The 23,292-nt window shown below is 60.6% G+C and carries 20 protein-coding genes; 7 read left to right on the top strand and 13 right to left on the bottom strand.

Annotated elements, in window-relative coordinates; all coding sequences use genetic code 11:
* Positions 1-48 precede the first annotated feature (48 nt).
* From HOC_RS07060 to HOC_RS07075, 4 genes are all read right to left on the bottom strand, one after another.
* Positions 49-1,428 (bottom strand): NAD-dependent succinate-semialdehyde dehydrogenase, encoded by a 1,380-nt coding sequence (locus HOC_RS07060; protein WP_035537063.1) that lies wholly within the window; start codon positions 1,426-1,428, stop codon positions 49-51.
* A gap of 43 nt (positions 1,429-1,471) precedes the next feature.
* On the bottom strand, positions 1,472-2,149 hold the full coding sequence (locus HOC_RS07065; protein ID WP_035537064.1) for a type 1 glutamine amidotransferase domain-containing protein: 678 nt from the start codon (positions 2,147-2,149) through the stop codon (positions 1,472-1,474).
* A gap of 126 nt (positions 2,150-2,275) precedes the next feature.
* Positions 2,276-2,878, bottom strand: coding sequence for a 2-hydroxychromene-2-carboxylate isomerase (locus tag HOC_RS07070; RefSeq protein ID WP_035537065.1), 603 nt, complete (start codon positions 2,876-2,878; stop codon positions 2,276-2,278).
* 12 nt (positions 2,879-2,890) lie between these two features.
* Entirely contained in the window at positions 2,891-3,625 is a 735-nt protein-coding gene (locus HOC_RS07075) for an SDR family oxidoreductase (RefSeq protein ID WP_035537066.1), read from the bottom strand.
* A gap of 99 nt (positions 3,626-3,724) precedes the next feature.
* On the opposite strand from HOC_RS07075, the gene HOC_RS07080 reads away from it, so the two are divergent.
* The 3 genes from HOC_RS07080 (at position 3,725) to HOC_RS07090 (ending at position 9,529) form a co-directional block, all read left to right on the top strand.
* The gene (locus HOC_RS07080; RefSeq protein WP_035537067.1) at positions 3,725-4,207 is read left to right on the top strand and encodes a winged helix-turn-helix transcriptional regulator; all 483 of its coding nucleotides are present in this window, start codon (positions 3,725-3,727) and stop codon (positions 4,205-4,207) included.
* Positions 4,208-4,365: 158 nt separating this feature from the next.
* Entirely contained in the window at positions 4,366-6,825 is a 2,460-nt protein-coding gene (locus HOC_RS07085; protein WP_035537068.1) for a cadherin repeat domain-containing protein, read from the top strand.
* Positions 6,826-7,135: 310 nt separating this feature from the next.
* Positions 7,136-9,529 (top strand): FG-GAP repeat protein, encoded by a 2,394-nt coding sequence (locus tag HOC_RS07090; RefSeq protein WP_035537070.1) that lies wholly within the window; start codon positions 7,136-7,138, stop codon positions 9,527-9,529.
* A 15-nt stretch (positions 9,530-9,544) separates the two neighbouring features.
* On the opposite strand, the gene HOC_RS07095 is transcribed toward HOC_RS07090, so the two are convergent.
* The 3 genes from HOC_RS07095 to HOC_RS07105 are packed head-to-tail and all read right to left on the bottom strand — an operon-like array spanning position 9,545 to position 13,329.
* Positions 9,545-10,255 (bottom strand): pseudouridine synthase, encoded by a 711-nt coding sequence (locus HOC_RS07095; protein WP_035537071.1) that lies wholly within the window; start codon positions 10,253-10,255, stop codon positions 9,545-9,547.
* Positions 10,252-11,292 (bottom strand): class I SAM-dependent methyltransferase, encoded by a 1,041-nt coding sequence (locus HOC_RS07100; RefSeq protein WP_035537073.1) that lies wholly within the window; start codon positions 11,290-11,292, stop codon positions 10,252-10,254. Before HOC_RS07100 ends, HOC_RS07095 begins: the two co-directional genes overlap by 4 nt.
* Before the next feature lie 45 nt (positions 11,293-11,337).
* On the bottom strand, positions 11,338-13,329 hold the full coding sequence (locus HOC_RS07105; protein WP_084146187.1) for a transglycosylase domain-containing protein: 1,992 nt from the start codon (positions 13,327-13,329) through the stop codon (positions 11,338-11,340).
* A gap of 212 nt (positions 13,330-13,541) precedes the next feature.
* Here HOC_RS07105 and HOC_RS07110 point away from each other — a divergent pair, with 212 nt between their 5' ends.
* Complete coding sequence (locus tag HOC_RS07110) at positions 13,542-13,940, top strand: c-type cytochrome (protein ID WP_156950411.1); 399 nt, start codon at positions 13,542-13,544, stop codon at positions 13,938-13,940.
* Between the two features lie 3 nt (positions 13,941-13,943).
* Here HOC_RS07110 and HOC_RS07115 read toward each other — a convergent pair whose 3' ends face one another.
* A complete protein-coding gene (locus tag HOC_RS07115; RefSeq protein WP_035537078.1) occupies positions 13,944-14,315 on the bottom strand; it encodes a YraN family protein in 372 nt (123 codons plus the stop codon).
* On the bottom strand, positions 14,308-15,231 hold the full coding sequence (rsmI, locus tag HOC_RS07120; protein ID WP_084146188.1) for a 16S rRNA (cytidine(1402)-2'-O)-methyltransferase: 924 nt from the start codon (positions 15,229-15,231) through the stop codon (positions 14,308-14,310). Before rsmI ends, HOC_RS07115 begins: the two co-directional genes overlap by 8 nt.
* Between rsmI and HOC_RS07125 the strand changes: the two genes are divergently transcribed.
* Positions 15,225-16,523: a penicillin-binding protein activator gene (locus HOC_RS07125; protein ID WP_084146189.1), complete on the top strand. Its 1,299-nt coding sequence runs from the start codon at positions 15,225-15,227 to the stop codon at positions 16,521-16,523. The genes rsmI and HOC_RS07125 overlap by 7 nt on opposite strands.
* A gap of 94 nt (positions 16,524-16,617) precedes the next feature.
* A complete protein-coding gene (gene dnaJ, locus HOC_RS07130; RefSeq protein ID WP_035537081.1) occupies positions 16,618-17,775 on the top strand; it encodes a molecular chaperone DnaJ in 1,158 nt (385 codons plus the stop codon).
* A 3-nt stretch (positions 17,776-17,778) separates the two neighbouring features.
* Here dnaJ and HOC_RS07135 read toward each other — a convergent pair whose 3' ends face one another.
* The 3 genes from HOC_RS07135 to HOC_RS07145 all read right to left on the bottom strand — a co-directional run bounded on the left by HOC_RS07135 (position 17,779) and on the right by HOC_RS07145 (position 20,548).
* On the bottom strand, positions 17,779-18,657 hold the full coding sequence (locus HOC_RS07135) for an alpha/beta hydrolase family protein (RefSeq protein WP_051624610.1): 879 nt from the start codon (positions 18,655-18,657) through the stop codon (positions 17,779-17,781).
* Between the two features lie 113 nt (positions 18,658-18,770).
* Positions 18,771-20,015, bottom strand: a complete 1,245-nt coding sequence (locus HOC_RS07140) for an acetyl-CoA C-acetyltransferase (protein ID WP_035537083.1) — start codon at positions 20,013-20,015, stop codon at positions 18,771-18,773.
* Positions 20,016-20,188: 173 nt separating this feature from the next.
* Complete coding sequence (locus HOC_RS07145; RefSeq protein ID WP_035537085.1) at positions 20,189-20,548, bottom strand: hypothetical protein; 360 nt, start codon at positions 20,546-20,548, stop codon at positions 20,189-20,191.
* 223 nt (positions 20,549-20,771) lie between these two features.
* On the opposite strand from HOC_RS07145, the gene HOC_RS21125 reads away from it, so the two are divergent.
* The gene (locus HOC_RS21125; protein WP_051624611.1) at positions 20,772-22,742 is read left to right on the top strand and encodes a winged helix-turn-helix domain-containing protein; all 1,971 of its coding nucleotides are present in this window, start codon (positions 20,772-20,774) and stop codon (positions 22,740-22,742) included.
* 114 nt (positions 22,743-22,856) lie between these two features.
* On the opposite strand, the gene HOC_RS07155 is transcribed toward HOC_RS21125, so the two are convergent.
* Positions 22,857-23,231: a hypothetical protein gene (locus HOC_RS07155; protein WP_051624612.1), complete on the bottom strand. Its 375-nt coding sequence runs from the start codon at positions 23,229-23,231 to the stop codon at positions 22,857-22,859.
* Positions 23,232-23,292 lie beyond the last annotated feature (61 nt).

The raw sequence follows: 23,292 nt of genomic DNA on the forward strand, positions 1-23,292 counted from the left end.
AGGTCCTGCTTCGCTTCCAGCAGCGCGCCGGGCTTGGTGGCCTTCCTATCAGGCAAGATAGATCGCCTTGGCGTTGACGAATTCCTTCATGCCGAAGCCGCCATGTTCGCGGCCATAGCCGGAATCCTTTACGCCGCCGAAGGGCATGTTCGGGTCCGCCGTGCCGAAAGAGTTGATGCGGACCATGCCGGTATCGAAATGGTCGCGGGCAAGGGCAATCGCCTTCTCCTCGTCCTTCGTAAAGATGCCGCCGCCGAGGCCGTAGCGGCTGTCATTGGCGATGCGCATCGCATCCTTGTCATCCCTGGCCTTGATGATCGAGGCAACCGGGCCGAACAATTCGTCGTCATAGGCGGGCGTGCCCGGCTTGCAATTGGCGAGCACGGTCGGCGGGTAATACTGGCCTTTGCCCTCTTGTGGCTTGCCGCCGCAGAGCAGGTCCGCGCCGCCTTCAACGCTTTTCGAAACCTGTTCGCACAGCGTATCGAACTGGTCCTTGCTGGAGACGGGGCCGAGCTGGGTATCGTCCTTCATCGGGTCGCCCATCTTCACGGCTTTCATGGCATCAACAAAGCCTGTGACGAAGGCATCGTAGTTCGCCTCGGTCACAATAAAACGCTTGGCCGAAACGCACGTCTCGCCATTGTTGAACAGCCGCCCCTGGACGCACGTTTTCACGGCGAGCGAAATGTCCGCGTCGTCGAGCACGAGATAGGCATCATTCGAGCCGAGTTCGAGAACGGTTTTCTTCAGGTTCTTGGCGGCCAACTGACCGATGTGACGCCCGGCGCCATCACTTCCCGTCATGGTGACCGCGCGCACCAGCTTGTGTTCGATGATCTTGTCGGACGTATCATGGTCAATCACCAGCACGTCGAAGAGGCCTTCCGGCAGCCCCGCCGCGAGGCAGACATCGCGCAGCAGCAGGCCGCTGCCGGTGCATATGCTGGCATGTTTCAGTACCACCGCGTTGCCCGCCATCAGGTTCGCAGCGAGTACGCGCACGGGCTGGTAAAGCGGAAAATTCCAGGGCTGGATGCTATAGATGATGCCAATCGGGGAATAGGTGACGATGCCGCGCTTCTTGCCGCCGCTATGCTTGCGCTCTTCATCGGCGAGCTCGGAGGGGCCGTTCTCAGCGGTGTATTCGAGAATGCGGGCGCACAGCTCGACTTCCATCTTGCCGTCGCGCAGCAGCTTGCCCATTTCCATCGTCATCAGGTTGGCAAACTTGTCCGCATTGTCGCGCATACGCGCAGCGATATTGCGAAGGCTCTGCGCGCGCTCGCTATGGGATTTGGTCTTCCAGTCCATGAACGCGGCATGCGAGGCTTCGAGTTTCCCGAGGGCTGTCTCGGCGCTCATCAGATCATAGGTCGCAAGTGTTTCATCTGTGGCCGGATTGGTCGTGGTAATATGTTTCGTCATGTATATGTCCTGAAAATTTAGTGTGGGGCGCGGGCAGGCGCGCTCAGCTGAGCAATGCGAGCAGCTTCTTGGCGGCCTCTGCCGATGAGGCCGGGTTCTGGCCTGTGACCAGTTTGCCATCTGTCACCACGAAGGAGGCCCAGTCGTCGCCCTTCTTGTAGTGTCCGCCATTCTCTTTCAGCATGTCTTCCACGAGGAATGGCACAACATCGGTGAGGCCGACGCCTTTCTCCTCAGTGTTGGTAAAGCCGGTTACGGTCTTGCCCAGTACGAACGGCTTGCCGTCCTTGCCTTTCGGATACTTGAACACAGCCGGTGCGTGGCACACGGCGCCAATCGGTCGGCCGCTGGAGGCAAAGGTTTCGATCAGCGAGATGCTGTCTCCATCGTTCGCCAGGTCCCATAGCGGGCCGTGGCCGCCGGGATAGAAGATCGCATCAAAGCCGTCGGCAGAGACTGTGCTGAGCACTTCAGTATTGGCCAGCGCCTTTTGCGCGTCGCTGTCGGCTTTAAAGCGTTCCGTTGCCTCGGTCTGCGCGTCGTCGGTATCGCTCTTTGGGTCGAGCGGCGGCTGGCCGCCTTTTGGCGAGGCCAATGTTATGTCGGCGCCGGCATCCTTGAATGCGTAATAGGGCGCAGCAAACTCCTCCAGCCAGAAGCCGGTCTTGTCGCCGGTATCACCCAACTTGTCGTGGGATGTGAGGATCATGAGAATTTTCATAGGAGCGTCGCCTTGTGTTCAATGAACACGGGCACCGATGTGTTTGGATGCGCGTGGATCAGTGATTGAATTACTGAACCACAACAACGAACCCATCAGTAACTTGTTCCAAGGCAGCGGCAGTCGCTATCCCTGCACCTCCTCCTCAACCTGTCCCAAGCGGTCCTTGCCGAAGAACATTTCGTCGCCAACGAAGAAAGTCGGTATGCCGAAGGTTCCGCGCGCGATGGCGGCTTCAGTATTGGCAACCAGTTTTGCTTTCACGTCGGGGTCCTGCGTCGCTTCCAGCAGCGTGGCGCCGTCGAGGCCCGCCGCATTCATCGCCTCCACATAGACGACCGGGTCGTCCATTTTCAGCCCGTCTTCCCACATGGCCTTCAGTCCAGCCTCGATATAGGTTGCCAAATCTCCGCGCATCTCGGCCGCCACTGCGCCGCGCATCAGTATCAGCGTGTTGACGGGAAAGTGCGGGTTGATCCGAAACGCACTTAGGCCATGCTTCTTCACAAAGCGCATCATCTCGATGCGGTCATATTCCAGCTTGCCCTTGACGTTGCCAAAAGCGATCATGGGCGCAACATTGCCCGTCGCCTTGAAGATGCCGCCTAGCAGGCACGGGATGTAGTTCACCGTCGCCCCAGTGCGCGCCACGATATCTGGCATCACCTTGTGCGACAGATAGGCATTCGGGCTGCCAAAGTCGAAAATGAAGTCGATGGTCTTGCTCATGGGGGCTTCCTCCTACCAGGTTTCTTTCCAGGGCCGCAGGTCCAACTCGTGCGTCCAGGCCGTGCGCGGCTGCTTGTGCAGCATGACGTAATTTTGCGCGATATGATCCGGGTTCAGAACTGCGTCCTCGTCGCGCAGCGCGTCGACATTCGGCACATTCTCGCGGATGAAATTGGAATCGATCGCGCCATCGATGATCGTATGCGCCACATGAATGTTCTTCGGGCCCAGCTCACGCGCCATCGACTGTGCGAGCGCCCGCAGCGCCGCCTTGGCCCCGGCGAAGGCGGCAAGATTCTCGCGCCCCCGTGTGCTAGCCGTCGCGCCGGTGAAGATGATCGTGCCATGCCCGCGCGCCAGCATCTTCTTCGCCACTTCGCGCCCCATCAGGAAGCCGGAGAAACACGCCATCTCCCACACCTTGTGATACACGCGCGCTGTCGTCTCCGTGATCGGGAAGCGCACATTCGCGCCGATATTGAAGACGGCGACATCGATAGGTGCGACATCCGCCTCAATCCGCTCAATGAGGGCAATCATGGCCTCTTCATCGCGCGCATCCATGGGCATCGCCACCGCATCATGCCCGTCATCGCGAATGCTCGCCGCCAGCGCTTCCAGCGCATCGGCATGGCGCGGCCGGCGCACCAGGCAGGCCGTCATGCCCTCGCGCGCAAAGGCCCGGCCAATTGCTGCACCGGTGTCATCCCCCGCGCCAATCACGAGACAGGCAGACTTGTCAGGCATGGAACATCCTCCCTTGTTTTTCGGTTGCTGAATAAGACCATTATTCATTTGGTTTTAATTTGCAACCAATATATTATAGTTGAATAGAAGGAGCCGCTCATGGCCAAACGCCACACGCACACATGCCCCATTGCGGGTGTCCTGAACATTTTCGGCGACAACTGGACATGGCTCGTTATCCGCGAGGCCTTCTACGGCGCCACGCGCTTCAGCGAGATCCAGCGCAACACGGGCATCGCCAAGAATGTGCTGAGCGCCCGGCTGGACGTGCTCGTCAACGAGGGCATTCTTGTTCGGGAAGACGTCGGCGAAAACGGCACGCGCTATGCCTACCGGCTGACGGCAAAGGGCGAGTCCCTCCATCCCGTCCTGCTCGCGCTTCACCAGTGGGGCAATGAACACGTCTACGGCCCCGACAATGAACCCGTCCTGCTGCTGGAGCGTGCCACCGGCAAACCCCTCCAGGCGCTCGCCCCCACGACCCGCGACGGCCGCCGCCTCACCCGCGCCGATATCGAAACCCGCCCCGGCCCCGGTGCCAGCAAGGCCACCGTGCGCCGGCTGGCAGAGGCGGGAGAGTAGGGCGGCGCATCGAAAGGACTGACTTTCCGCCACGTCACGCTAAACGTAATGTGAATAATTGGTGAAATTTCTCGTTGTCGGGGATTTTCGATACACCTCCTGCTTGTGAGCCGTTTCAGCGTGTGCTTTGAAATTTTGCACGTCCGGAGGAATGGGGCATGAATTTCGTCATCTGGCGCCGCGCAATCGCGGCCGTGATCTTGGCATCCAGCCTGGCCGCCTGCGGCGGCGGCGGAAGCGGCAGCGACAATGGTGGCGGATCGTCCAACGCGCCGCCGCGTTTCACGAGTCCGACTTCATTTTCCTTCGATGAGAACACCGCTTTCAGTTTCGACCTCTCAGTCTCCGATCCCGAAGGCGACCCGGTCACAATTACTGTTCTGCTTGGGGCTGACAGCAGCCTTTTCAGCTTTGATCCGCCATCGGGTGTTGCGTCGTCTGCTTGGGGTGCTTCCTTCGATTTCGAGCAGCCGTCTGACACAAACAAGGACAATGTATACGAGCAGATCGTCCGCCTGTCCGACGGGCACAATACCGTCGAAACGACCATAAAGGTAACAATAGTTGACGTTGACGAAGCGCCAGTCTTCACCAGTTCTAGCGAATTTAATCTGAATGAGGCGGCCACCGGCCCGGTATTCACATTCAAGGCGGAAGACCCCGAAGGCGCGTCAGTGTCACAATACAAGATCACGGAAGTCAGCACATGGAAGGAAATATCCGGGCGCCTTCTGGAGGCATTTTCCATTGACAGTTCGACGGGTGTTCTGTCCGTCAGGAAGCCGTTCGACGTATCTCTGGATGATCCAAATATTCCGCTTACTGTCGTTGTTGAGGCGAGCGATGGTAACATCGTCGGCAGTGGAAGTGTCGTGGTTCATCTCATCGAACAGCCCCCGCGCGTTGTTGCGGGCGTACGATTGTTTGGCCCTTACGAACGATGGCCAATTGGCGATTTCGCCAGTATGATCGGTGATATCGACGGAGACGGCATCGACGAAGTGTGGATAAACCGTCAGGTGGTCGCAATGCTTGATCAGCCTCCGCTCGAGACAGCCTATCTCGTCTGGGGCAAGACAATGCGTGAGCTGCTTCTCGACGATCCATCGGATCTGGACATTAATGCGCTTACGAGTGCGCAAGCAATCAGATTTACGCATGATCCCTATGGCAGCACTGGTTATGAAAAGCGCAGCCAGCTTGTGGCGACGAGCGCTGGTGATGTCGATGGCGATGGAACACAGGACATACTCGTCGGCTTCAGGGAAATGCGTGTTGATAGCTATTTGCCGGATGTCGAGGATGGCCCTATCGCCGCGATTGTTTTTGGCGACGCGGTGACAAAAATTTCTAACGGCGTCTATGATTTGCTCTCGCCGCCAACGCTTGGACAGGTGAACATATCGGGTGTTTCGCGACGCGACGCATTTGGCTTATCGCTCGGAGGCAGTGAATTCGATGGTGACAGCTATGGAGATATCGTCCTTGGCTCTCCGATAGAGACAAAAACCCGCGTCATTTTCGGCGATGCAATAAGCGCCGCGAAAGCGTCCGGGGACCTTGACGTCTCCCTTGCCCTCTCCGGAAGCACGATCCTCCTGGAGCAGTATCGCGATGTCGACTATACAGACATGAAGCGTGCGATCGGTGACAATATTGCAAGCCTGGCGGATATCACCGGTGACGGCCTTGATGAACTTGTACTAAGCGCAAGTGCTATCACTGTGCGCGATATCGAGGTCGCGGGAGGGTGGCGCTCACGGTCTGGACTGATCGTGGTTTCAGGCAGTGTGCTTCGCGATGCTAAAGCAGCGCACCTCTCCGAAATCAATGTGGCGAGCGGGCCCGTGCAAACTGGAATCGTGAAAATCACCGGTCAGAATGCAGCTGTTGGCGGCATTGCAACAAATGGTGATGTGGATGCCGACGGCCTGGTAGATATTGGTGTCGCTCACATTAACGGGAGACGCTATGACCGCATCGGCACAGTGATTTTCGGGGCGACAATAAAAGCAGCTATAGATGCAGGCGGCGGGGATATCTCGATGGATTTTACCGATCCTTCGGATGGCGTTGTCATTCACTTGCCCGATGAACATAAAGGCGTTGAGGACATTTGGTACCTTCCTTATGGAAGCATTGATTATGCTTACGCAGATACAGGCAGGGAGCCGTCTGTGAGCGTAGCTTTTGCGCCTAGCTTCACGGATGGACCCGGAGATGAATTTTTGATCGGACGCGGGTCAAATACGCCGCTTGACCGATTCATGGCTGGATCCGTGTTCGTCTTCCGCGATCGGGCTATTTCGGGGGCTGCGACAGCTAACATAAGTCTGTCAGATGACGCGTCGATCAAAAGCGCTGCACGGGTATTTCAGGGTATTTCCGTGCGAGCGATGCTTGGCAAGACTATGTTTGTCACTGATTTTGATGGCGACGGCATAGTGGATCTATCGCTTGCCAGCCCTTCGGCGGGCCCTAAAGCATCACCCTTGTCAGATTTTCATGCTGGCGCGTACTATATCTTGCTTGGCACGATTATGCAGGACGCTTTCACGTCCGATTCGTCCGGCTATGATTTGGCTTTATCATTGGCAAACAAAACGCCGGTGCAATGAAGCTGCTTAGGCATGCCACAGTTTCGGATCTACAGGGTCTGAAACGAACGCACTTCATCCGCGCCGAACACCCGCCACACGCCCTCGGCTAGGCCGTCGAGGGTCAGCGGGCCGAGTTGCGTACGGTGGAGCGCCTCCACATGGTTGGCGACGGCGGCGAACCTGGCCCGCACCAATTTCCGCGCACTTATCCAAACTAAAATCGAATAAGTTTTGAAATTTCTCGTTGTTGGGGATTTCGGGCACACGTCTTGCTTGAAAGCGCGTTCGGCGTGTGCTTTGAAATTTTCTAAGTCTGGAGGAATGGGGCATGAATTTCGTCATCTGGCGCCGCGCAATCGCGGCCATGATCTTGGCATACAGCCTGGCCGCCTGTGGCGGCGGCGGCAGCGACAATGGTGGGGGATCCGGCGGCGGCGGTTCCGGAGGCGGTGGTGGGGGTTCATCCAACGCACCGCCGCAATTCACGAGCCCCACATCGTTTACGTTCCCAGAGAACACTATTGTATCATTCACACTGGCTGTATCTGATCCTGAAGGCGACACGGTCACGATCCGCGATGATACCACGGGCGATGGCGCCCTTTTTACGGTGGATCCGACCACCGGGGGAGTGATAGCCAACACGTCCAACAATTCCTTCGACTTCGAGAATCCTCAGGACGGCAATCAGGACAACGTCTATGAGCAAAACATAACTCTGTCCGACGGTAAAAATACGGTTCGCACCGTGATTAAGGTCACTATCACAGACGTCGACGAGCCGCCCTATTTTACCAATGTGCAGGTGGTGGAGTTGAATGAGAACCAGACAGGGCCTTTGCTGACATTTACGGCTGTCGACCCTGAGGGCGCCGCTGTTTCCAACTACAAGATCGTGCAAGTTTCGAAGCTTGGCGAACCCGTTAATTCAGTACGCCTGATGGCGTCGTTCTCCATTGACAGCACGACCGGTGTGCTGACCGTCGAACAGCCGTTCGATGCTGAGCAGGAACGGCTTATCGATCCGATTAGCGTTGTCGTGGAAGCAACCGACGGTGTGCATGCAGGAACAGGTGGCGTTAACATTACTATTATTGATCTTCCTGCCCGCGTTGTTGAGGGCGTGCGTGTAATTGGAACTGACCAGGTATCTCCACTTGGCGATTTCGCGAACAGTGTGGGCGATATAGATGGTGACGGCCTTGATGAGGTCTGGATCAGCCAAAAAGTCTCATCTGATTTCTTCCAGAAGCCAATTGCCGAGACGGCGTATCTCATTTGGGGCAAGACCCTGCGTGACAAACTCGCCTTGGTTGCCGCAGATCTGGACGTGGATGAATTTACCAAAAGTCAGGCCATCAAGTTCACAAATGAGACATATGAGGAATTTGGCACAAAGATCAGTCAGCTGATTGCCATTCCGGCAGGAGACGTGGATGGCGATGGTACTCCCGACATCCTGATCGGATTTAGCGATGTGCGCGACGAGCGGTATGTGCCGGACACCACTGATGGTCCGATTGCGGCCGTTGTCTTCGGGGATTCTCTTATTGGGAATACAAGCGGCACCTACGACCTCCTGGCCCCCCCGGCGCTGGCGCAAGTCAACGTGTCAGGTGTCTCGCGGCGGGAAGCCATCGGGCTATCGCTCGGAGCCGGTGACTTCGACGGTGACGGGCGCACCGACATCGTCCTGGGTTCACCTATGACGAATGGCGGCCGTCTTGTTTTTGGAACAGCGTTCTCGCCCTATCGAGCCACGGGGGCATTGGACCTTAACCTAGTGTCTGCAGGTCAGACCCTGCTCCTGAAAAGTATTGATGCAACTGCCAATCGCATGATTGGTTCAAGCGTCGCTGCTTTGGCCGATATTACCAGTGACGGATTTGATGAACTTGTTGTCAGCGGACGGGATATTGCTCCTGACTACTTGAGCGGCGTCTACGTCGCTTCGGGGCAGTTGCTGAACGCGGCCAAGATTGCCAACGAGACGGAGTTCAATTTCGCCGATGCTATCAATGCTGCAGGCGTTATAGCCCTCGCAGGCGCGGACTTTTGGATTGACGATATCGACACAAAGGGCGACGTCGACGCTGACGGGCTGAACGATATCGCACTGGCCTATAAAGGCATTAACAGCAACCCCAAGATCGGGGCCTTGGTGTTCGGTTCTGCGGTGAGCGCGGCTATGGGAACAGGCTCAGTGGTGTCGCTGGATTTCATCGATGCGTCGAACGGTGTCTCTTTTGCACTGACTGACCAGATTTTCTCAACCACGACCGACACACGGACTTTGGTCAGGTTCGCCAGTAATTTTGCAGACGGGCCCGGCGACGAGCTCATGTTCGGATTCGGATGGGACAATCCGTTGAGGCGAAGAGAGGCCGGTTCGGTTCTGGTCTTCAAAGATCGCGCGATATCAGGTGCGGTGGATCCTCTTATCTCGCTATTAAACGATAATATTCCATCCAGTATCGCACGGAAGTTTATGGGAATTGCGGCAGATGCTCGGGTCGCGAATAACTTTTTTGCAGCCGATCTTGATGGCGACGGAATTGTCGACCTTTCTTTTGCAAGTGAGCAAGCGGGCGACAAAGACGTCTATGGATTTTCCGGCGCATTTTACACCTTGCCCGGTACCGTCATGCAGCAAGTGTTTGCGGGAGATTCAGGCACTTACGATCTGGCTACGTCGCTGGCAAACGAAACTCCGGTCGATTGAGAGGCGGATGTCAGGCTAGGATTCGCCCGCGAGACGGCTGACCTCTTCCGCCCCCAACACCCGCCACTTCCCCTCCGCAAGTCCGTCCAGCGCCAGCGGGCCGAACTGGGCGCGGTGCAATGCTTCCACATGGTTGCCGACGGCGGCAAACATGCGGCGTACCTGATGGTAGCGGCCTTCGGTGAGGGTGACGCGCGCGGTGCGCTCGCCAGTCACGTCCAGCTTTGCCGGTTTCAGCGGCTTGTCCTCGCCGCGCAGCACGAGCGTACCGCTGGCAAAGGCCTCGCCCTCATGCCCTTCAAGCGTGCGGGCGAGCGTCGCCTCATACACTTTCGGCGTCTCCGATTTGGGCGAGATCAGCCTGTGCAATAATTGTCCGTCATCGGTGAATATCAGCAGGCCGGTCGTCGCCGCATCGAGGCGCCCCACGGTCGACAGCGCCGGGGAGCGCGCCAGATAGCGCGGCGGCAACAGCTCATAGATCAGCTGCCCGCCATCGGCGCGTGAGCAGGTATAGCCCGCCGGCTTGTTCATCAGGATCACCATGCCGGGTGGCGGGTCCAGCGGTTCGCCATCAAAGGTCACGCCATCGAAAGGCGGCGCAAGATTCTTGCTGCCCGCTTCAATGCCCCCGATACGCCCGCGCCGCACAGCATTCTCAACGTCCTTGCGGCTGCCATAGCCAAGGCCAGCGAGGTATTTTGTTAGCGCACGGAGGTCTTTCATTTTTGGCGCTTCGGACGGTCCGCGCGGATGATCTTGTAGCCGCCGGCATCCTCGATGATCTCGAACTGCTTGAAGCAGGCCTTGATCGTTGCCTCATAGGGCAGGTGGCGGTTGGCAACCATATAGAGGCTGCCGCCCGGCTTCAGCGCGCGGGAGGCGGCCTGAATGAATGACTGGCCAAGGTTTGCCGCATCTGCCCGGCCAACATGAAACGGCGGGTTCATCATCACGAAATCATAGCGCGTCTCAGACACGTCGCGTGTCACGTCGGCCCAGCTGATCGTGACGTTTTCAAAGCCTTCGAGCGTCTTCTCGGCGCAGGCAATCGCGCGGTGCTCGGCCTCGTAAAGGTCAAGGTGCTTCACCTTCGGGCAATGCAACAGCACCTCTTTCGAGAGATAACCCTGGCCCGCGCCAAAGTCCGCGCCCATGCCCTTGATGTCTTCCGGAATGCACTCGGCCAGCAGTTCAGACCCCGCATCCACACGGTCCCATGAGAACAGACCCGGCCGGCTCCACATTGCGCCATCGGCCACCGGTTGCGGCTGGTCGGCGGCGACCCAGGCTTCGGCCAGCGTCTTGTTGAAGGTCGCGCTGTCCTTGCGCGCCCAAAAGGCCCGACACTTGTGCTTGCTCAGGCTCTCGGTCTCGCCCGCAATCTCGCCCAGCGTTTTCTCGGCGGTCTTGGCGCCCAGCGTGTTCGGCAGGCAGGCCAGCACGACGCCGCCCTCCGGCGCCGACAGCATCGCGCGCGCATACAGGCCGCGGGCCTCATCCTTTTGGCGCGGCGGCAGGATTAGCGTCAGCTCGGCGGGCGTGAACGTCTCCGTTCCGGCGGGCAGCAGGGTCAGGCCCATCGCCGCCAGCGCTTCATAAGGCGGCTTGAACGTCTGCTGGCAGGTCAGCCGGTCTTTCGGCAACAGCGGAATGGCCGGGCCCGGTTCGGCCCGCAGGAACAGGACGTCCCCCGTTTCCGGCACGGTTACACCACCGCCATCAAGGGCGAGCTTCAGGGTTTCGAGAACATCAGTATCCATCCGTCAGCCTGTTAGGCGGAATGAAGCGCCCTGAAAAGCCCGCACTTACTGCGGCGCTGACACGCCCGCCGCCCGGTTGGCCGCCGCCACGCTGAACGCCTGGCTCAGGCCGCGGTAGAAGGAGATGCGCTGCTCGGCTGCCTCGCTGATCACCATGCCGCTTTCGGCGCCGATCAGGCTTTCGGGCGGCTTGCCCTCGTGAACCACTTCCATCATGTCCGACCAAAGGTCTGCCGGCAGGCCGCCCCCGGTCACGCGCTTCATCGGGCTGTCATCATCATTGCCCACCCAGACCGCGCCAACATAGGCCGCAGTGAAGCCGACAAACCATGCGTCGCGCCAATCCTGTGACGTGCCGGTCTTGCCCGCCACGGTCCAGTTCTTGACCCTTGCGCGCCCGCCCGTGCCGATGGGCGCGTTCACCACGCGGGCCATCATGGCGTTCATGTCCTCGGCGAGGTCATAGGGGTACACGCGCTCGCGCTCGTATTCCGGACGCTGGTAAAGCACCATGCCGCGCGAATCCTCGATCTTGTCGATCAGGTACGGGTCCATGCGCAGGCCGCCGGATTCGAACGCTCCAAAGGCCCGCACCAGTTCCCACATCGTCACCGCCTGGCTGCCCAGCGCGATCGACGGGAAAGGCTCCATGTCGCTGGTCATGCCAAAGCGCTTCGCCAGTGCGATCACGCGCTCTTCGCTGCTCTCCTGCGCCAGCTGCGCCGCAACTGTATTGGTCGAACGTGCCAGCGCCTCGCTCAGCGTCATCGGGCCGAGATAGCCGCCGCCGTAATTGGTCGGCTGCCACTTGTCGATCGTCACCGGCTTGTCCACCATCACGTCATAGGGCGAGAAGCCGTCTTCCAGCGCGGCGGCATAGACGAACGGTTTGAAGCTCGATCCCGGCTGGCGCTTGGCCTGTGTCACGCGGTTGAATTCCGAAGTCGCATAGTCCGTGCCGCCCACCATGGCGATCACGCGGCCATCCTTGCCCATCACCAGGGCGCCCACCTGGCTGGCGCCCTGCGCCTTGCCGTCCTTGGCCATGCGCGCAATCAGCAGCTTCTCGATGGCTTCCTGCATCTTCGTGTCGATGGAGACTGTCACCACAAGGTCGCCCGGCAGCTTGGGCAGCATGGCCTTCACGCGCTCAGCGGAGGCATCGATCACATAGCCCATCTGCGTGTCATAGGTCGGCGCATCGATGATCTTCACATCGGCTTCGCGCGCGACATTCGCCTGTTCCTTGGTGATGAAGCCTTGGTCGACCATTTCCGACAGTACATAAAGCTGGCGCTCGCGGGCCCCGGCGAGGTTTTCGCGCAGGTTCAGTTTCGAGGGCGCCTTGGGCAGCGTTGCCAGCAGGGCGGCTTCCTGGATTTCCAGCTTTTCCGGTGGCTTGCCGAAATAATTGCGTGCCGCCGCATCGATGCCATAGAGGCCCGCGCCGAAATAGACGCGGTTCAGATACAGCGACAGGATCTCGTCCTTGCTCAGCTGTTTCTCCAGCTCGCGGGCCAGCTTCATTTCCTGCGCCTTGCGCTTCAGCGTCTGGCGATTGTCGAGCACGAGGTTCTTGATCAGCTGCTGCGTAATGGTCGAGGCGCCCGACACCGTCTCCCCGGCGCGCAAGTTAGAGAAGGCCGCGCGGGCAATTGCGGCGTCGTCGGCCCCGTCATGCTCGTAAAAGCGCTTGTCCTCGGCGGCGATGAAGGCCTGCGGCACATAGGCGGGCAGGGCGGCGACATTGGTGGCGCGGCCATAACGGGGGCCGCGCACGGCCACTGTATTGCCATCCCGGTCCACGAATTCCATCGCCGGTTCGCGGTGCGTCTCCCACAGCTCGGCCGTGTCGGGCAGCTTCGGCATGCCAAAGTACAGCGACTGCCATTTGTAAAAGGCAAACCCGCCCACGGCGAGCAACACGCCCAGCACGACAAGGATGATCCAGCCGCGCACGGTCGTGGGCAGCGTGAAAATCGGGGGGCGCGGCACCTTTATCGTGCGCGGCCCGTTCGGAGCAGGGGATCTAGCCATGTCAGCCTGTGGATCGAATCATGAGCGAAAGTCTACATGAAATTTGATTACGGCAGGGTGAAGGCATTGTTCATCTGGCACTGCAGCTAAGGGCATATGCGTATGGTAGCGCGCCGGGGCGGGCCTAATGTGAGGACGCGTATTTCCATCAAACGCCGGGGAGGCTGCTGTTTCGACAGGTCCGTCTGGCACAACTGAGGAGTGCCTTGTCCATGTCAGGACCTTTCCGCCGTTCCATCGCGTTAACGCTGCTTTTGCCCCTCATGACCGGGGCGTGTAACGCCGCGCACGATGATGCGCCCGCACCCATGGTCATCAAGACGGACCCCCAGTCGATTGCCGACGGTCGCAAGATTGCCGAGGCGCAATGCGCCAATTGCCACGCGCTGGATCAGGATCCGAAAATCCGCCCGCAGGACGCCCCGCCGCTGCGCTACCTCCTCGCGCAGTACAATCCCGACACGCTGTCCCAGGATTTCCAGAATGGCATCCATGTTGGCCACGAGATGATGCCGGACTTCGTCTTCGGCCCCCTCGGCGCCGAAGTCGTGCTCGCCTACATCGTCTCAATCCAGGAAGAACCGCCAAAGGCCGATCCCGCAACGGAATAGGCCCTACGCCATCCCCGGTCGCCACGCATCGCGTACATGCACGGGCAGGCGGCCCGGCTGCAGTGCGATCAGGTCATAGCGCCACCCATGCTCGGCATAGCGCGGGCGCCGGGCCATCCACACATCCGCCGCGCGGGCGATGCGTTGCCAGTTCGCTACCGTCACCGCGCCAAGCGCTGCATCGCGCTTCGCCCGTGCTTTTACCTCAATAAAAGCAACCACTTTGCCCTTCGACGCGATCAGGTCGATCTCGCCGACCGGCGTGCGCAGGCGCGTTTCAAGAATACGATAGCCCTTGAGGCGCAGCCACAGCGCCGCGCGCGTCTCGGCGGTGCGTCCGCGCCGTTCAGCCCGCTGCCGCGCGCCCTCAGCCATTGGCTTTCAGCTGCAGCGCCCGCTGGTAGACATCGCGCTTGGGCAGGCCCAGCGCATCGGCCACAGCATTGGCGGCGGCCTTGGTGGGCTGGTCCTTCAGCGCGTCCAGCAGGGCCGCGTCGAGGTTTTCCTGTGTGACTTCCGAGTCCAGTGGCGGACCAACCAGCAGCACGATCTCGCCCCTCGGCGCCCCCGCCTCGGCATAATGCGCGGCCAGCTCGGCCAGCGTGCCCCGGCGCGTTTCTTCGAACAGCTTGGTCAGCTCACGCGCCACGGCGGCTTGTCGGTTAGCTCCCAGCGTGGCGGCCAGGTCTTCCAGCGAGGCGGCAAGGCGCGGCCCGCTCTCATAGAATATCAATGTCCCCGGAACGGTCTTCAAAGCCTCCGCCGCGGCCCGGCGGGCGCCACTCTTGGGCGGCAGGAAGCCCGCAAACAGGAACTGGTCGCTCGGCAGGCCGCTCGCCACAAGCCCCGCCAGCATGGCCGAAGCGCCCGGTATGGGGAACACACGCACGCCTTCTTCAAGCGCATCATGCGCCAGTTTCCAGCCCGGATCGGAGACAAGCGGTGTCCCCGCATCGGAAATCAGCGCAATCTTCGCCCCCGCCTGCATACGGGAAATAAGTCCCGGTCGCCGTTCCGCCCCATTATGGTCATGGTAAGGGCTCAGCTTCACCCTAAGCCCATAGGCAGACATCAGTTTTCCGGCCACACGCGTGTCTTCGGCCAGCACTTCCTCGACAGCAGACAGGACATCCAGCGCCCTCAGCGTGATGTCACGCAGGTTGCCGATGGGTGTGGAGACAACATAAAGGCCGGGTTGAAGTGTCTGCGCCGGTTGCCCGCCGCGAAGGCTGCCCGTAGAGTCGCCTGAGGCGTGAATCGCTTCGGGCTCAGAAGGATCAGGAGATGACATTGCTTCAACCATTGCTCAGGAAGCTCAAAGCGCCAAGCCTTGTTCTGGCTTCCCTTCTGCTCGCTACGGCCTGTGCCACAGCGCCGGCCCGCCCGCCAGTGCAGATCGGCACCGGCGAACCGCGCGTCGATCCGGTCACCGGGGAGCCTATGACGCCCCGCGAAATCGACGAAGCCCGGGTCAATGAACTCAATCCGCCGAAGTCCGTTCGCGGCGATGGTGGCCTCACGCCGCCCTTCATGGAAGGCCGCGATGTCAAACGCGCCGCCGTGCTGCTGCCCTTCTCGCACCCCAATGCACAGGTCCGCGCCGAGGCTGAAAGCATGCTGGCCGGCATCGAACTCGCTTTGTTTGAATATGCCGGCGACAATTTCCTGATCATGCCGAAAGACACGGCCGGCAAGCAGTCGGTCACCGAGGCCCGCCTCGACGAGTCCCTGAAAGAAGGCGCCGATATCGTTCTCGGCCCGCTCTTCGGCGCCAATGTGAAGGCGATCAAGCCGGTTGCCAGCAAGCAGCAAGTGCCCATCGTCGCCTTTTCGAATGATCGCAGCGCAGCCGGTGGCGGGGCCTATCTCGCCTCGATCTCGCCGGAAGAAGAAGTCACGCGCGTGATGGAATATGCTGCCTCGCGCGGCGTGCGCACCTTCGCATTCCTCGGCCCGAACACCGAATATGGCAAGCAGGTCGAAGCCGCCATGCGCTATCAGGCGGCCCAGCAGGGCGGCGTAATGGCGTCATCCGCCTTCTATGACCCGTCAGGCGGCGCAGGCGCCGAGGCGCGCCAGATCGCCAGTGTGCTGAAATCAGAAGCCGGCCGAGGCAAGGTCGCCGTGATGATCCCGGAACGCGGCGTGAAGCTGCTCTCCGTGGCCCCGCTGCTGCCTTACAATGGCGCCCCGATGCAGAATGTCATGCTCATGGGCACCAGCCTGTGGGATGATTCCAGCATCTGGCGCGAGCCAACCCTGTCGGGCGGTGTCTATGCCGCGCCAGACCCTGCAAACCTCGTCGGCTTCAAGCAGACCTACAAGCGCATCTATGGCCGTAACCCCACTGACCTCGCTGCCGTGGCCTATGACGCCGCTGCGCTCTCGGTTCGCCTCGCGACGGATGACAACATTCGCTACAATGGCGTCACCGATCCCGACGGCTTCATGGGGGTCAATGGCCTCTTTCGCTTCCGTATCGACGGCACGTCCCAGCGCGGCCTTGCCGTGATGCAGATCAATGCATCCGGCCCTTCTGTTGTGGAAAAAGGCATCACGGCCTTCGGCCCGGGGTCCAGTTAAGCTACGCACAATCTGCAGCTATCCCTTGCGGGCGGGGCCGCTTCGCCCCACATGACTGCGCACGACAGGGAAATCGGGAAGACGGCAGTAGATCATGGCAAAACGTGACTATTATGAAGTACTCGGCGTTGCGCGCGACGCAGACGAAAAACAGCTGAAATCCGCCTATCGCAAACTTGCGATGAAGTACCACCCTGACCAGAATCAGGGAAATCCCGAAGCGGAAGCCCAGTTCAAGGAAGTCGGCGAGGCCTATGGCATCCTGTGCGATGCCAACAAGCGCGCCGCCTATGACCGCTACGGCCATGCCGCCTTCGAGAATGGCGGCGCCGGGGGAAACCCGTTCGGACAGGGCGGCGGCAACCCCGAAGACATTTTCCAGGACCTGTTCAGTCAGGTCTTCGGCGCAGGCGGCTTCGGCGGCGGGCGCCGTCGCGGCGGCCCGCAGCGCGGCGCAGACCTGCGCTATGATCTCGAGATCACGCTGGCCGAAGCCTATTTCGGCAAGGACGAAACCATTCACGTGCCCCAGGCCGTGCCGTGCAAGCCCTGTTCGGGCACCGGCGCCGCGCAGGGCAGCACCCCTGAGCAATGTGACATGTGTGATGGCCACGGCCGCGTTCGCGCGCAGCAAGGCTTCTTCACCATGGAGCGCACGTGCCCGCGCTGTTCCGGCAAGGGCAAGATCATCCGCAAGCCCTGCAAGGAATGCGGCGGCGCCGGTCAGGTCCGCGAAGAGCGCCAACTCTCGGTAAAAATCCCCGCAGGCGTCGAAAGCGGCATGCGCATCCGCCTCTCGGGCGAAGGCGAAGCCGGCACGGCTGGCGGCGGCAAGGGCGATCTCTATATCTTCGTTGATGTGGTCGAGCACGACATTTTCGAACGCGACGGGCCAAACCTCTATTGCCGCGCGCCTGTGCCCATGGCCACGGCGGCCCTCGGCGGCGAAATTGAAATCCCGACCATTGACGGTGGCCGCGCCCGCGTCGCCATCCCCGAAGGCGCCCAGACCGGCCGCAAGCTGCGCCTGCGCAACAAGGGCATGCCCTCGGTGCGGTCATCCGGCCAGACCGGCGACCTCTATGTCGAAATGTTCGTCGAGACGCCGCAGAACCTGTCAGCCCGCCAGAAAGAAATCCTGCGCGAATTCTGCGACTGTTCCGGTGCCGACTGCCACCCGGAAAGCGAAGGCTTCCTCGGCCGCATCAAACGCTTCTGGGGCGGCCACGAAGACGAGAAATACCCGAACTAGGGCTTAGCGGCACCCCTCCGCCCACTCGATCACTTCATCAATCAGTTCCTGGCGTGACCATGAAAATGAATGGTCGCCAGAGAGAAGGACGGCTGTCAGGTCGATGCCTTGCTCGGCTTCATAGGCCGCGACCAGCGGTTCAATCACGCTGTCGACCGGCACCGACGTGTCCTGGTCCCCGCCGATAATCAGCACCGATTTGCCTGCGAGCTTTGGCGCCAGCAGGCGCGTGTCGAAGGCCTCGCGGTTGGCCTTCACCTCGGCAATCGCGTTCGCGCCGGTCAGGCCTGCCAGCATTTGCATCGTGTCCGCATAGGCTGCAAAGCCGCCCGTCCGCTCCGCAGGTGCATCCGCCAGCGGCCCCATATTGGCCGGCGCGATGCCTGCCACGCAGGCAATCGTTTCGTCCCGCGCGGCTGCTTCCAGCGCCGCAAAGCCGCCCATGGAATGGCCGACAAGGATCAGCTTGTCAGGATCGGTACGCAGCTTCTCCGCATTGGCGCGCAGGTAATCGGTCGCCGCTGCAACATCCTCGATCACATGGGTGAAGCTGTACGTGCCCTCGCTGCCCCACGCGCCGCGATAGTGGAAGAACAGGACGTTGAACCCGTCACTGCGCAGGTCCTGCGCCAGGTCCAGATTGCGCTCATTGCCCGGAAAGCCGTGCAGCAGAACCACGGTCGGATGCGGGCCCGGGCCATCGGCCAGATAGGCATGCCCGTTCAGCCGGTCGCCATGGCTCTCGAAATTCAGCTCCACGAGCGAAGGCGGGAAATCCGCATCGAAGGCAGGCGCCGGATCAGCGGCAATCGTCGGTGCGCTCGCGCAGGCAACGAGCATCAGCGCGCTCAGCGATGCGGCGGTCGAGATCATGGTTTTCATACGGCGTCCCCTTTTGGCTTTCGGTCACTCTAGGGCGCCGCGCGCCTCCATGCCACGAAAAAGCCCGCCCCCGGCGGCCGGGAGCGGGCTGAATTTTAGTCAGGCGTAAAAGCCTAGATGCGTTCGATGATGATGGCCGGGGCCATGCCACCAGCGGCACACATCGTGATCAGGCCATAGCGGCCGCCGGAACGCTCAAGCTCGTCCAGCGCGGTGCCGATGAGGATCGAACCGGTTGCGCCGATCGGGTGGCCAAGGGCCATGGCGCCGCCATTGATGTTCACTTTCTCACGGTCAAGATCGAGATCGCGGATGAACTTCTCGGCAACGACCGAGAACGCCTCGTTGATTTCGTAGACGTCGATGTCCTTCGTCGTCAGACCGGCTTTTTCGAGCACTTTCTTCGCCGCAGGCACGGGTGCGTTCAGCATCAGTGTCGGATCGTCGCCCATGTTTGCCGTCGCAACGATGCGGGCGCGTGGCTTCAGGCCGTGCTTGTCGGCATAGTCTTTCGACGTGATCAGCAGGCAGGCTGCACCGTCAACAACGCCCGACGAGTTACCGGCATGGTGAACGTGGTTCATCTTGCCTTCGAGCTGTGGGTATTTCCGTGTCAGGAGGTTCCCGTACGTGTTGCCCTGATCGTCGACCGGGATGTCCATGTACATGTTGAACACGGTTTTCAGGCCGCCCAGCGTTTCCATCGTTGTCGACGGGCGCGGGAATTCTTCATGGTCGAGGGCCAGCGAGCCATCTTCATTGTAAACCGGCACGACAGACTTGTCGAAACGGCCTTCCTTGATGGCGCGGTCGGCGCGCTGCTGGCTTACATAGGCGAGGTTGTCGAGTGCTTCGCGGTCGATGCCTTCCAGCGTGGCGATCGCATCGGCGCAAACGCCTTGCTGGGTCTGTGGGTGGCTGGCGCGCAGGCGCGTGTTGCCGGCGTCCATGACAGGCGGTGTTTTCGGGTCAGCGGAGGCTGCCGTGTAGCTCATCATTTCGGTGCCGCCTGCGATGACGCAGTCTTCCATGCCCGACATGACCTGCGCAGCGGCAAGCGCGACAGACGTGATGCCCGAGCCGCAGAAACGGTCGAGCGTGACGCCGGAGGCTTTCACGTCATAACCGGCATCAAGCGCCGCCATGCGGCCAAGGTCAGCGCCTTGTGCGCCGCGCTGGCTGCTTGTGCCCCAGATGATGTCGTCAACGGTGGCCGTGTCGAGCTTGTTGCGCTCGGCGAGGGCTTTCAGCACGGTGGCTGCCAGTTGCTGGGGGTGGATGTGCGCAAGGGCGCCCTTGCCCTGTTTGCCAATGCCGCGCGGTGTGCGGCAGGCGTCGATAATATAGGCTTCAGCCATGTGGGTTTCTCCCGGTTTGCATCAATAGTGATTGCTTGCAGCAGGTTTACGCGCACGTAAGCGTCAATGGAAGGGATGACGTTGGGAGAAGGGCTGCTGAATGATGAAGGGCGCCCCCGTAGGGGCGCCCTTCTGAAGGATACCAGTGCAGGATACTGAAGGGGTGACAGTACCTATTGCAGCGACGCGAAACTGGTGGGGACGATTTCGGGTGTCGGGTATCCTTCAAAATAGGCGTCGAGGTTTACAACATCTGTATTCTCGACGGACTCAAGGACGAGTTTGTTGATGGCGGCAGCGACGAGATCGTCGACGCATTTGCGCTCCATGCGGGTTTTTGTGGCCACGCCAAGGATGGTGCCAGACTGGCTGCGGCAGACCTCGCGGGCGGTCTTTTCAATGGAGGCGTAGATTTCGCTGACGCTGGCATCAGGATTGTACGTAAAGGCGACGTCAGGCGTCTTGTCGGCCCATGCGGCCATGGCTGTGCCGGCAACGATAAAGGCGGCGAGAAAGGATTTGGTGATGTTCATTGGTTCGTCTCTTGAAAAATTTGTGCAGCGGAGTTGCTGTGACGCCGCTCTCTCACCGATCCGGACCAATGACCTGACGGTCACCGTATGGGTTTTTGATATTCACCTGATCGTTATCTGATCAAAACCTGATCACATTGAATCAAAAGAGATTTTGTTTCGCTCGTCGCAATTGCGGAATCACGTCGATCCTCTAAAACTCGGCTTTGGCGGGAATCTGACGATGCAAACGGAAACGGAATACCATCGCGGCCCATTCCGGGTTGGACTGTGCGAGGTCGATCCGGCGCGTAACCGGATCATCTACAGGGGGGATGCAACGCCTTTGGAGCCGCGCGTGATGGATGTCCTGTGCGCGCTCGCCGATTCAGGCGGGGAAGTCGTGTCGCGCGATGCCCTGATCGACCGTGTCTGGAAGATCGAGCATGGCGCTGACGAAAGCCTGTCGCGGGCGATTTCCCAGTTGCGCAAGGCATTCAAGCTGACCGGCTGTTGCGATGAACTGATCGAGACGATCCCCAAACGGGGTTACCGGCTCATACCTGACGTCAGTTTCGACGTGGAAGAAGACGTTCCGGCGGGTCTGGTAAAACGCAAGGATGCCGCGCCGCCGCCAGCCGAACCCGCGCGCGTCATCCCCGGATGGCAGGTCCAGCTCCGGAAACACTGGCGAGTGGTCATGACAGGCGCAGTGGCTCTCATCATCGTAGTGGCCGGTCTGATCCTCACGGCAGACCCGGGACGTCAGCGGGCCCCGGCGCGCGCCGTTCCCGAGCGGTCCGTCGCCGTATTGCCTTTCGTCTCCATCAGCTCAGACATCGAAGATGGCTATTTCGCCGACGGCCTGTCGGAGGAGCTGCTCAACACGCTGTCCGATATCCCGGATCTCAAGGTCCCGGGCCGCACGGCCACGTTTGCCTTCAAGGGCAAGACCCCGAAATTCAAGGAGATCGGTGAGGTTCTGGGCGTGGCCCACGTCCTGGAGGGCAGCGTGCGGCGTTCCGGCGACCGGATCCGTATATCGGCGCAGCTGATCTCGGTCGACGACGGCTATAATCTCTGGTCGGAATCCTATGACCGACACGCCGATGACCTCCTTCTGGTCCAGGACGATATCGCTCGCCGTGTCGCCAGTGCCCTCAACTCGCACCTGCCGGCCGGTGACGCGCCCCTGTTCGATGCCGGCACGCAAAATCCCGTCGCCTTCTCCGAATACGTCAAGGCACGCCAATACCTGAACAATCGCGGATGGGGCGTCGCCAAGGCGATATCCGGCTTCGAAGCCGCTATCGAAGCGGATCCCGAATATGCCCGTGCCTATGCAGGGCTCGCCGTGGCCCATACCGTCTCACACACCTATCTGAAATCACCCAAGGAGATTGCCTGGAAACGGGGTGAGACCTATGCCCGGAAAGCCACCGATCTCGACCCGGATCTAGCCGAGCCGTTTGCCGTGCTCGGGGGCATCGCGCTCGACCAGAACCGCTGGGAAGATGCACTCGACCATTTCGAACATGCCGAAGCGCTCGACCCGAAGGATACGACGGCCTTCCTGTGGCACGCGCAGACGCTGATGGAGCTTGGTTACCTCGAAAAGGCCGGTGAGACGATCGCCGGTGGTCTCGTGATCGATTCAGGTTCAGCCATCATGAACCTCGTGGCCGGCTATATCGCGCGAATGCGAGGCAATCTCGACACGGCGGATGCCCATTTCGAGACCGCCATTAATGCGGGCATGTCCTATGCCGTGTTTGATCGCGGCCTGATCGCATTTGCCCATAACGATCTCCCGCGCGCAGCAGACCTGATGGCAGAGGCGGCTGTGCTGCAGGAGACAATTGCTGTCGAGGACAAGCCGGCGCTCGTTGCCTATTACCTCACCATCATGCGGCACGAAGCCAGCGTCGACGCAGCCGCCACGGCATTCCCCACCCTTGCTTCGGATGATGATTTCCTGACGCCGTCCTACCTGCTGGCCGGCGAAAGCAGCAATGCGCTGCGCATGATCGCGCTCGACCCTGATGGCGACAAGGACACGTTTGGCAAGCTCTGGAGCGATATTGATCCCGGCCTGCGCCAGGATCCCTACATGAAAACGCTGGTCGAAGAGACCGGCGTGCTCGCCTACTGGCGCGTGCATGGCTGGCCTGACAAGTGCCACGCCGCGGGCGACACCGGCTTTGCCTGTGACTAGACCTTGCCGTCATGGCGCCGGAAAATGGTCCGTCATGCCGGGGGACCATCCCGGCATGACGGACCCTCGCCGCCAGGGTGGGAGGAAACGGTGGCGGCGGGTCTGGGGAAGCCTTTAGCGGGACACGATCTTGACGCGGGCAGGCTGGGCGTGGGTGTTCCCGGCCTGCGCGGGCGGGATCTGGTAATAGCCACCAAAGCCGACATAGACGATCGACGAGCCGGTATAGATGCGCGGGCCGTCCTTGAACTTCTCGTCCTTCGCTGGCGTGTAGGTCCAGGCCGAAGCCGGGCAACTCACCTGCCGCATGTGGTTAATGTCATCGGCTTTGCCGGGCCGGGCAGACGACACGCGCTCGTCGAGCCGGTCCTTCACGATGTCGGGGCAAAGTTTCGGGTCGAGCCGCCAGTCACCGGCAGAGGCTGTGGCGCCCGCGCCGAGCGCCAGCGCTCCGAGGCAGGCAGCTTTGAGGATGAGGGATGGGGCCATGGCGTGTCTCCTGTACGATACAACACACCTCTAACGAACGACGCCTCCGCCTCCGTCGCCA

Origin of the sequence: Hyphomonas oceanitis SCH89, from assembly GCF_000685295.1 — a bacterium.
Classification (GTDB): Bacteria; Pseudomonadota; Alphaproteobacteria; order Caulobacterales; family Hyphomonadaceae; genus Hyphomonas; species Hyphomonas oceanitis.